Annotated in this window: 7 protein-coding genes and 1 pseudogene; 7 read left to right on the top strand and 1 reads right to left on the bottom strand. The window is 71.5% G+C overall.

Translation table 11 applies throughout. The features are described 5' to 3' along the window. From ACILR4_RS28370 to ACILR4_RS28400, 7 genes and pseudogenes are all read left to right on the top strand, one after another. A pseudogene (locus ACILR4_RS28370) lies at positions 1 to 282 on the top strand (3-oxoacyl-ACP reductase); the annotation flags it as partial. A gap of 4 nt (positions 283 to 286) precedes the next feature. Continuing rightward, complete coding sequence (locus tag ACILR4_RS28375; protein WP_395704248.1) at positions 287 to 1,327, top strand: L-idonate 5-dehydrogenase; 1,041 nt, start codon at positions 287 to 289, stop codon at positions 1,325 to 1,327. Positions 1,328 to 1,361: 34 nt separating this feature from the next. Next, complete coding sequence (locus ACILR4_RS28380; RefSeq protein ID WP_395704249.1) at positions 1,362 to 2,129, top strand: SDR family oxidoreductase; 768 nt, start codon at positions 1,362 to 1,364, stop codon at positions 2,127 to 2,129. Between the two features lie 25 nt (positions 2,130 to 2,154). Further along, complete coding sequence (locus ACILR4_RS28385; protein ID WP_395704250.1) at positions 2,155 to 3,021, top strand: fumarylacetoacetate hydrolase family protein; 867 nt, start codon at positions 2,155 to 2,157, stop codon at positions 3,019 to 3,021. An 87-nt stretch (positions 3,022 to 3,108) separates the two neighbouring features. After that, positions 3,109 to 3,627, top strand: a complete 519-nt coding sequence (locus tag ACILR4_RS28390; protein WP_395704251.1) for a hypothetical protein — start codon at positions 3,109 to 3,111, stop codon at positions 3,625 to 3,627. A 57-nt stretch (positions 3,628 to 3,684) separates the two neighbouring features. Next, positions 3,685 to 5,214, top strand: coding sequence for a UxaA family hydrolase (locus ACILR4_RS28395; RefSeq protein ID WP_395704252.1), 1,530 nt, complete (start codon positions 3,685 to 3,687; stop codon positions 5,212 to 5,214). Positions 5,215 to 5,313: 99 nt separating this feature from the next. Continuing rightward, entirely contained in the window at positions 5,314 to 7,344 is a 2,031-nt protein-coding gene (locus ACILR4_RS28400) for an ATP-binding protein (protein ID WP_395704253.1), read from the top strand. 15 nt (positions 7,345 to 7,359) lie between these two features. Here ACILR4_RS28400 and ACILR4_RS28405 read toward each other — a convergent pair whose 3' ends face one another. After that, complete coding sequence (locus ACILR4_RS28405; RefSeq protein ID WP_395704254.1) at positions 7,360 to 10,749, bottom strand: hypothetical protein; 3,390 nt, start codon at positions 10,747 to 10,749, stop codon at positions 7,360 to 7,362. Positions 10,750 to 11,127 lie beyond the last annotated feature (378 nt).

The raw sequence follows: 11,127 nt of genomic DNA on the forward strand, positions 1-11,127 counted from the left end.
ACCAAGCATGCGGTGTCGGGTCTCACCAAGACCGCCGCGCTGGACGGCCGGCCCTGGGACATCGCGGTCGGCCAGATCGACATCGGCAATGCCGCCAGCGAGATGACCGCGCGCATGGTGCAGGGCGTGCCGCAGGCCGACGGCAGCATCAAGCCCGAGCCGCGGATGGACCTGTCGGCCGTGGCCGAGACCTTCATGGCGATGGTGCGGCTGCCGCTGTCGGCCAACGTGCTGTTCACCACGGTGATGGCGACGAAGATGCCCTACGTCGGCCGGGGCTGAAGCGATGAGTTCGCGCTGGACGCTGGCCTGCAGGATCCACGGCAAGCTGGACCTGCGGCTGCAGCCCGAAGAGGCGCCGCCGCTCGGTGACCACGATGTGCTGCTCCGGCTGGGCGCGGGTGGCATCTGCGGCTCGGACATGCACTACTACGAGCACGGCCGCGTCGGGGCCTTCGAAGTGCGCGAGCCCTTGGTGCCGGGGCACGAGGCTTCGGGCGTCGTGGTCGCCGTGGGCGCCTCGGTCAGCCGCGTGCGGCCCGGCCAAAAGGTTGCCATCAACCCCTCGCACCCCTGCGGCCACTGCGACTACTGCCGTTCGGGCCGCGGCAACCTGTGCCGCAGCATGTTCTTCCTCGGCAGCGCCAGCGTGTTCCCGCATGCGCAGGGCATGTTCCGCGAGCAGTTCGTGCTGGGCGAGCGCCAGCTCACGGCCATCGACGAGCCGGGCATCTCGCTCGGCGAAATCGCCTGCGCCGAACCGCTGTCGATCGGCCTGCACGCGGTGAACCGGGCCGGCCCGATGATCGGCGAGACGGTGCTGGTCACCGGTGCCGGCACCATCGGCTGCATGTGCGTGATGGCCGCGCGCCTGGCCGGCGCGGCGCAGGTGATCGCCGTTGACCTGAGCGATCGCGCGCTGGCCATGGCACGCCAGGCCGGCGCCGACAGCACGATCCGCAGCGACGATGTGCCAACGTCCGAATGGAGCGACATCGCCGATGTCGCGATCGAGGCCGCCGGCCATCCGGCCGCGCTGGCCGGCTGCCTGCGGGCGGCCAAGCGTGGCGGGCGCATCGTGCAGGTCGGCACCCTGCCGCCAGAGCTGCCGTTTCCGGCCAATCTGGTGATGCAGCGCGAGCTCAGCTACCTCGGCGCCTTCCGCGCACACCTCGAATTCGACTGGGCCGTGCAGGCCATCCGCAGCCGGCGGGTGGACGTGCGGCCCTTGATCACCGCTCAACTGCCGCTGTCGCGCGCGCAGGAAGCCTTCGAACTGGCGCTCGACCGCAGCCGCAGCACCAAGGTGCAGCTGGTGCTCGAGTGAGCGACGCCCCGATCCATTGAAAGGACCTTCCTCCATGAGTTCACGCCTGGCCGGCAAGACGGCCTTTCTCACGGCCGCAGGGCAGGGCATCGGCCGCGCGGTGGCGCTGGCCTTCGTGCGCGAAGGCGCGCAGGTGCTGGCCACCGACATCAACGCCGCGGTGCTCGAATCGCTGAAGGCCGAGTGCGGTTGCCGGGTGCAGGTGCTCGATGTCACCAATGCGACAGCGGTGGCCGAGGCCGCCGCCAGCGCCGGCCCGGTGGACGTGCTGTTCAACGGCGCCGGCTTCGTGCACGCCGGCACGGTGCTCGACTGCAGCGAGGCCGAGTGGGACTTCGCGTTCAACCTCAACGTGCGGTCGCAGTTCCGCACCATCAAGGCCTTGCTGCCCGGCATGCTCGAGCGCGCGGCACAGGGCCGCCAGGCTTCGATCATCAACATGGCCTCGGTGGCCGGCAGCATCAAGGGCGCGCCGAACCGCTTCGTCTACGGCAGCACCAAGGCCGCGGTGATCGGGCTCACGAAAGCGGTGGCGGCCGACTTCATCACCCGGGGCGTGCGCTGCAATGCCATCTGCCCGGGCACGGTGGAGTCGCCTTCGTTGCGCGAACGCATCAGTGCGCAGGCGGCGTCCTCAGGACAAACCCTGGCCCAGGTCGAGGCCGCGTTCATTGCGCGTCAGCCAATGGGCCGGATTGGGCGCGTCGAGGAGATCGCCGCGCTCGCTGTCTACCTGGCCAGCGACGAGTCATCATTCACCACCGGCACCGCCCAGGTCATCGACGGCGGCTGGTCCAATTGAACTACCGCAAATAAGAAAGTACCGAATGAAGCTGCTGCGCTACGGCCCCAAGGGCCAGGAAAAACCCGGCATGCTGGACCGTGAGGGCGCGGTGCGCGACCTCTCCGGCGTGATCCCCGACCTGCGCGCCGAGATGCTGACGCCCGAGGGCCTGGCGCCGCTGCGCGCGCTGGACCCGGCCACGCTGCCGAAGGTGGCCAACCCCGGCCGCATGGCGCCGCCGTGGGCCGGCATGGGCAAGTTCGTCTGCGTGGGCCTGAACTACGCCGACCATGCGGCCGAATCCGGCCTGCCGGTGCCGGCCGAACCGGTGCTGTTCACCAAGCACACCAGCACCGTGATCGGCTGCAACGACCCCGTGGTGCTGCCGCAGGGCTCGGTGAAGACCGATTGGGAAGTGGAACTCGGCGTCGTGATCGGCCGGCGGGCGCGCTATGTTTCACAAGCCGAAGCGTTGCAGCATGTGGCCGGCTACTGCGTGGTGAACGACGTGTCCGAGCGCGAATACCAGATCGAGCGCGGCGGCACCTGGGACAAGGGCAAGGGCTGCGACACCTTCGGGCCGGTGGGTCCGTGGCTGGTGACGGCCGACGAAGTGGCCGATCCGCAACAGCTGGGCATGTGGCTCGAGGTGAACGGCAAGCGCATGCAGAACGGCAGCACCCGCACGATGGTGTTCGGGGTGGCCGAACTGGTCAGCTACATCAGCCGTTTCATGACGCTCTACCCAGGGGACCTGATCTCCACCGGCACCCCGCCGGGCGTGGGCATGGGCATGAAGCCGGCGCCCGTCTACCTGCGTCCGGGGGACGTGATGAGGCTTTCGATCGAGGGTTTGGGAGAACAACAACAGAGCGTGCATGCGTGGAATCCCGTTCTCATCGACGGTTAGGTTGCTGTACGATATCGGCAACAACGTGCTACCGGCCATGGTGATCGGCAGCCTCAGGGACTGGACACCCGTTGGGGAAAACTGGTCATGCAATTCCGAACCATCACCTTGCCTTACGGCGCCAAGTGCCGCGTGCCCGAGCACATCCAGCGCATCGACTCGCACAGCACCCACGGCTGGCAGTTGCGCTATGGCATGCCGACGCGCTTCTTCTCCGACAAGTCGCACGACAACAAGGGCGCGCGTGCCGCGCTGGCGGCCGCCGTGCTGGAGCTGCGCGCCCGCGTGCGCAAGCTGCCGGCGCCCACCGGCCTGCAGCGCCGCGCCAGCGCCCACAAGCAGAACGACCTGCCGGTGGGCATCAGCGGCCCCATCCTGCGCCAGCGCCGTGGCAGCACGGTGCAGGAATGCAGCTTCAGCGTCAACCTGCCGCGCTTCGGCGACAAGCCGCTGCGCCGCAGCGTCTACATCGCCAGCAAGAACACCTACACCAAGGAACGCTACGAAGCGGCCCTGGCCACGGCGATCGCGCTGCGCAAGGAAGCTGAAGAGGAATACCAGAAGGCTGCCACCGCTGCGAAGCGCAAGGCAGTCGCGAAACTTTAAGCCTGCCGAGGGCCGCCGTGCTGCGCCGCCCGTCGCGGGCGGTGCAGGAGTGGCCCCATGAGCAGCGATCTGGTCATCCGCATCCATCCTGCGGATAACGTCGTCATTGCGCGGCGTCAATTGCTCGGCGGCACCGCCGTCGAAGGCGAGGGCGTCGTCGTGCAGGGCCTGGTGCCGCCGGGGCACAAGCTGGCCGTGCGCGCCATCGCTGCCGGCGAGCCGGTGCTGCGCTACGGACAGGTTATTGGCGCGGCCATGCAATCCATTGCGCCGGGCCAGCATGTGCACACACACAACCTGGCGTTCAGCGATTTCTCGCGCCAGCACCAGGCCGGTGCTGCGGCACAGCCCACCGCCTACGTGGCTGAAGCGGCCACCTTCGAAGGCATCGTGCGCGCCGACGGCCGCGTGGCCACGCGCAACTACATCGGCGTGCTGACCTCGGTGAACTGCTCGGCCACCGCGGCGCGGGCGATTGCCGACCATTTCCGGCGCGACATCCATCCCGAGGCGCTGGCCGACTATCCGAACGTCGACGGCGTGGTCGCGCTGACCCACGGCGCCGGCTGCGCCACCGACAGCGAAGGCGAGGAACTGCGGGTGCTGCGCCGCACGCTGGGCGGCTACGCCCGGCATCCGAACTTCGCCGCGGTGCTGGTCGTGGGCCTGGGCTGCGAGACCAACCAGATCCAGGGCCTGATCGCCCAGGAAGGGCTGCAGGAAGGCGCGCGCCTCGTCGCCTTCAGCATCCAGGACACCGGCGGCACCGCGAAGACGGTGGCGCGCGGCATCGAACTGATCCGCGGGCTGCTGCCCGAGGCCAACCGCGTGCAGCGCCAGCCGGTGCCGGCCCGCCACCTGACGGTGGGCCTGCAATGCGGCGGCAGCGACGGCTATTCCGGCATCAGCGCCAATCCGGCGCTGGGCGCGGCGGTGGACCGGCTGGTGCGCCACGGCGGCAGCGCGATCCTGAGCGAAACGCCGGAGATCTACGGCGGCGAACACCTGCTGACGCGCCGCGCCGTGTCGCCCGCGGTGGCGGCCAAGCTGCTGGCCCGCATCGCCTGGTGGGAGCAGTACACCGCCCGCCACGGCATGAAGATGGACAACAACCCCTCGGCGGGCAACAAGGCGGGTGGGCTGACCACGATCCTCGAGAAGTCGCTCGGCGCCATCGCCAAGAGCGGCACCAGCAACCTGGTGGACGTGATCGAGTTCGCCGAGCCCGCCGCTGCGCGCGGCCTGCTGTTCATGGACACGCCCGGCTACGACCCCGTGTCGGCCACCGGCCAGGTGGCCGGCGGCGCGAACCTGATCTGCTTCACCACCGGGCGCGGTTCGGCCTATGGCTGCGCACCGTCGCCTTCGCTCAAGCTGTCGACCAACACCGCGCTGTGGCTGAAGCAGCAGGAGGACATCGACATCGACTGCGGCGGCATCGTCGAGGGCGTGGACACGGTGGACGCGATGGGCGAGCGCATCTTCCGGCTGATGCTGGAGACGGCCTCGGGCCGCCGCACCAAGAGCGAGCTGCACGGCTACGGCCAGGCCGAATTCGTGCCCTGGCAGCTGGGCGCGGTGATGTAAGAAAGCCCTGCAGGCCGCGCCGGCCCCGGCGTACACTGGCCCGCAGGCGGCAGCGCGCTTGACTCCAGCGCCCCGTCCGGCCGGCAGGGTGCGTGTCCGATGGCGATCTGGCACAAGCAGGTATCGACGGGCATCGACTCGGTGGTGGACAACCCCGAGATCGTCGCGCTGTACCGGCACTGGCTGGCCAGGTACGCGGCCACCGCTGAAGTGCCGCGTTATGACGACTTCGCCCCCGAGGCCCACCCCGAGCTGGCCGGCCGGCTGATGGTGCTGCGGCCCGACCCGCCCGATACGCCGCCCGAGGCCGACGGCGACTTCGTCTACACCTATTACGGGGCCGACATCCAGCGCCACTCGGGCCTGAACTTCACCGGCACCCGGGTGTCCGCGATCGGCGGCGACGTCGGCGATTTCTTCCTCGACCGCTACCGCCACGTGCGACGCACGCGCCAGCCGCAGTACACCGTCCACTTCTCCGACCGCGCCCGCGCGGTCGTGACCTGGGAACGCCTGATCCTGCCGGTGCGCGATGCCCAGGGCCGCGACTGGATGGTGGTCTACAACACGCCGCTGCAATCACGCCAGCAGCTGCTGGAGGCGGTGCTCAATGCCACCAGTGAAGGCATCCTGGCGCTGCGTGCGGTGCGCGACGACGACGGGCGGCTGCAGGACTGGATGGTGCTGGTGGCCAACCGGCAGTTCTGCGACCTGCTCGGCAGCGAGGCCGACGAGATCGTCGGCCGGCCTGTCTCGCAGGCCATTCCGGACTGGCCGCAGCTGGGGCTGCAGGCGCTGTGCCGCTCGGCGATGGCGCAGACCGGCGGGCTCAGCGCGGACCTGCGGGCGCGCCTGGGCGGCCGGCCGCGCCAGCTGCTGGCCCACGTGGGCCCGCTGGGCGACGGCTGCGTGCTGCGGCTGACCGATGTCACCGAGCGCCAGCAGGCCGAGGAGACGCTGCGCGCCAGCCAGGAGCGCCTGCGCGAGGCGCAGCAGCTCGAAGCCATCGGCACGCTGGCGCGCGGCATCGCGCACGACTTCAACAACATCATCGGCGCGATGCTCAGCAACATCGTGCTGGCGCTGCAGGACGTGGGCAGCGACCATCCGGCGCGGCTGGCACTGGACGAGCTGCTGAAGTCGGGCCTGCGCGCAAAGGACCTGGTGTCGCAGGTGCTCACCTTCGGCCGGCAGGGCAAGGAGCCCTTCGTGAAGCTGCCGCTGAAGCCGGTGGTCGACGAGGTGGCGCAAAGCCTGCGCCCGCTGCTGCCGCCCGATGCCGAGGTGCGCGTGCGCGACGCCGGGCGGCCGCTGCGCATCCTGGCCAACCCCTCGCAGGTGCACCAGCTGTTGATGAACCTGTGCACCAACGCGCGCCACGCGATAGAAGGCAAAGTGCGCGGCCGTATCACGCTGCAGCTGGCCGAGCGCCGCCTCGAGCCGCCGGCCACCGCGCTGCTGCCGGGGCTGGCGCCGGGCCTGTATGCGGTGCTCAGCGTCAGCGACAACGGCATCGGCATGGACGAGGCCACGCGGGCCCGCGTGTTCGAGCCCTTCTTCACCACCAAGCCAGTGAACCAGGGCACCGGGCTCGGGCTGTCGGTGGTGCACGGCATCGTCACCGCGCATGCCGGCGCGATCACCATCGCCAGCGCGCCGGGGCAGGGCACGCGCTTCGATGTCTACCTGCCGGCGCTGGAGCCGACCACCGAGTCCACCGGCCCCGGCGGGCTGGACGAGGTGCGAGGCCATGGCGAGCATGTGCTGTGCGTCGACGACGACCAGACCATGCTGCTGGTGCTGCAGCGCATGCTCGAGCGTGGCGGCTACCGCGTCAGCGCGTTCGACCTGCCGCAGCAGGCACTGGCCGCGCTGAAGCTCGCGCCGAGGGGCTATGACGTGCTGGTCACCGACTACAACATGCCGGTGACCGACGGCCTGCAGCTGGCCGCCCAGGCCAGCGCGCTGCGCCCTGGCCTGCCGATCGTGATGTATTCGGGCTTCATCTCCGACGAGCTGCGCGCCGACGCGCAGCGGGCGGGCATCAGCCGCATCGTGCCCAAGGCCAACAGCTACGACGAATTGCCGGCCGTGGTGCGGCAGCTGCTGCGCGGGTCCGCCGCGGACTGACCGGTCGGCCGTCGCTCAGCCGCAGGGCCTGGCGACGAACGCGCCCACGCTGCGGGCGGCCTGCGCCTCGATCGCCTCGCGTGCCAAGGGCGACAGGTACCAGCCCAGCGGCACCAGCGTGCCTTCCTGCGTCAGGTCCAGTGGCTGCACCTGCGGCTGGCGCTGCGGGTCGCCGCAGCCGATGCCGCGGCCGGCCAGGTCCTGCACCAGCGCAGCGGCGGACTGGCGCGCACGCGCGACCACGCCCGAGACGTTGAACAGCGTCACCGGCGGGCCCAGCAGGTCGGCATAGAGGCGCAGCCTGCCCCGGTCCACCGGCTCGGCCAGGTCGGGCGGCTGCGTCTGCTGCGGCGCCTGCTGCGCCGGTGGCCGCACACAGTCGGGCGGCGGGTCTGCACCCGGTGCCACGTTCAGGCAGGCCGCGGGCCGCTGCCCGTTGCGGATCAGGATCAGCTGCACGCGCCACGGCGCCGGCAGCTGCCTGCCCAGCGCGCGCCAGAGGTCGGCCAGGCTCTCGGTGCCGCTGTTCTCGTGGTAGCCGCCGTCGGCCAGGTGGCCGACGATGCGGCCGGCGTCCGGGGCCGGCGCTGCGGGTTGCAGCGCGGCGATCGGGTTCGTGAACGGGAAGCGGGCCGCCAGGTGCGCGGCGGCGATCAGGCTGGGGTCGCGGTGCAGGCGCTGCACCACCGCATGGCTGGCGGGCAGCTCGCGGGCGTCGAAGGCCAGCGTCGACAGCACCGCGCGGTTGCCTGATTCGACCCAGCTGCTGTTGAGCATCAGCTGCGGCTCGCCCGCCAGCGCCGTGCCCAGAGGCTGCGCCAGGGCCGGGAATGGCCGCATCCAGGCGCGCTCGAAGCCCTGCGCCCGGCTCAGGAAGCCGCAGCCGGGCAGCCGGCAGGGGAAGGGGCTATCACCGAATTGCAGCGGCAGGCCACGGGCCAGCGCATCGTCGAACATCAGCCCACCGATCAGCGGCGACAAGGCGTCGAAGCGGGCAAAGCCCTGCTGCACGCAGCGCTCCACCGTCGGGTCCGCATCGCGCTGCCGCAGGCAGGCGCGGTACACCGCCTCGCCCATCGCGCCGCCCGAGACGCCGCTGAGCACGAAGCTGCGCCGGTCGAAGTCCGGCACCTGCTCGTGCAGCCGCGCCAGCACCTGGGCGGTCCAGTAGGCGCTGCGGATGCCGCCGCCTTCGCTGGCGATCAGGAACACGCGCGGGTCGCGGGCCTGGGCCTCGGCACCGGGCAGCTGGGCGATCCAGTCGGGCAGCGCCTGCGCCAGCGGCCTGGCGCCGGGGGCTGGCGCGTCCCTCAGCCGTTCGGCGCTGTGGTGGTCGACGAAGTGCAGCCCCAGCACCGCCAGCAGCCAGCCGAACAGCGCCGGCAGCACGCGCCAGCGCAGCCGCAGCGCGGGGGCGGGCCGCGTCGCGCACCACCAGCCCGCCGCCGTGGCCAGCACCAGCAGGGTGATGGCGAGGCTGCCGTTGAAGGCCAGCGCGTCGAGCGCCTGCTGCACCGCCGTCGCGAGGGGTGGCCCGGCGGGGGTCGCGGCATCGACCACCAGCGTCAGCGGCAGCACATGGTTCTCGGCCACGCCGCCGAAGCCCAGCAGGCCCACCCAGGCCAGCAGGGCCAGCACCCAGGGGATGGCCTGGCGCTGCTCCACCAGCGCCAGCAGGCCCGCCGCGCCGCACCACCAGCTCAGCGACAGGCACAGCAGCGCCAGCGTGGCGGGCGAGGTCGCGGTGGTCTCGGGCGCCAGCGCGATGGCCAGCCGCAGCGGCAACATCAGGCCCAGGGCCAGCAGCGGCAGCCGCGTGGGGCGCAGCAGCGGGGCGCTGGCACGGGCCCAGGCGGCGAGGCGTCGGTTCAGCGGCGCCAGGCGTGCGAGCCAGCGGGCAATGCAGTGCCGCGGCCGGGCCGGGGTGTCGAGCGGCCCACCGGCTTCTCCGCCGGCCTGGGCACGGGCCGGCTCACGGGCCGGCTCACGGGTGCGATGCGCATCGCCGCGCAGCAGCGCCAGCACATCGGGCTCGCTGTTGTAGTAGTCGGCCGGCTGGCCTAGCGCAAACGCCTGCCGCACCCGCATGAACACCAGGCCGCCGACCACGATGGCCAGGCCGAAGCCGCCCAGGTAGGCCAGCACCGCGGGCAGCGCCTGCCCGCCGGCGCCGGGTGACTGGCCGCTCGGGTCGGCCAGCCGCGCGGCGGCCGTGGCATCGCCCACCGTGCGCCCGATCAGCATGCCGATGATCAGCAGCGGCGCCAGCGCCATCGCGCGTGCCCAGCCGCGCGCGAAGCGGCCGATGTCGGCATGCACCTGGGCATCGGGCAGCAGCACGCCGGGCCGCTGCACCATGCCGGCCAGGCGCGTCCACAGCCAGCACGAATGCGCCAGCAGCACCACCGCCAGCGCGCCCACCCACAGCACCAGCAGCCGCCAGGCCGACCAGCCGGCGGGTGCGCTGGCCAGCGCCAGCAGCACGTCACGGCTCTGGTCCAGCACCAGCGTGAAGGCGACCAGCAGCGCCAGCAACAGCAGCACGTAGCGGCTGCGGCCGATGACACCGGCCACGCCGGCACGCCAGGCCGCGCGCTGCTGCGCCGCGGCGCTGCCGGGGGCCAGGTCGATGCCGAACCACCACAGCAGCGAAATCAGCAGCAGCGGCAGCAGGGCGAGCCCGATGGCCAGCGGCTTGGCGCGGTGGGCCCCGCTCAGGTCCCAGGCCGGCGCCGCGCCCTGCTGCACGGCGCGGCAGGCTTCGGGCGCCGAGGGCAGGGCGACCAGCGCGGCCAGCGCCAGCAGTCCCAGCAGCAGCACGCCGAGGTGGCTGCACAGCCATTCGTCGCGCCGTGAAGGCTCTGCCCGCACGAAGCGCCACAACCCGGCGAAGAACCCCAGCGCCAGCAGCACTGCAGCACCAAAGGCCGCCAGCGGCAGGCCGATGCGCTGCGCGCCGCCGAGGTTTTCACCCAGGTCCACCAGCCACAGCAGGCTGACCGCGGCCCAGCCCAGGCGCCGCAGCCTGCGGGTCAGGCGCTGCCGTGCCGCCGGGTCAGGGACATGCAATCGGTCGATCTGGCCGTGCAGCGCCTGCAGGATCAGCGCGCCGTACAGCGGCATGAACAGTGCGGTGTCCAGCAGCAGGTAGGCGGCGGCCGCATGCCAGCGCGGGGACAGCGGCGGGCACCAGTTCGCCAGCGCGGCCTGGACCGTGGGCCAGTGGCGCCAGCCCAGCAGGTCCTCGATGTCCAGCCCGCCGGGCAGTTGCAACGACTGCTGCAGCGCCAGCAGCACCAGCAGCACGACCGCGTTGCCGCCCAGCAGCCAGGCCAGCGGCGTGATCAGTGCGCCATCGGCCGCGGGTGGAGGCTGCTGCGCTGCCTGCTCTGCGACTGCTGCCATCGCGTCCTCCTGCCTTATGGCGTGTTAGGACATTGCTGCCGACTCGCACTGTGCGCCTGCGCGGCACGGAACTCATCGGGGTGATCCCAGGGGGCTGCGGCGCTCGTGCCACGTGGCGCCGAACCGCGGCCGGCGTTCGCTCAGCTGACGAATTAGGGGGGGAGCCACGATCCGTGGGGTGGTCCTGCCGCGGCATCCTGGGCACGATGCGTTCCCTGGAGGCACCCCCTGGGGTCAAGGAGAACCGCATGCAAAGACTGGCTCGCGCCTTGTGCGCCACGCTCGCCCTGTCCGCCTCGACGCTTGCCGCGGCGTCGGTCGTCACCAACGTCTACTCGGGCTTCGGCGGTGGCGACGGAACCCCGTTTTCAGGGTTGG

Source organism: Aquabacterium sp. (assembly GCF_044226965.1).
Classification (GTDB): Bacteria; Pseudomonadota; Gammaproteobacteria; order Burkholderiales; family Burkholderiaceae_C; genus Pseudaquabacterium.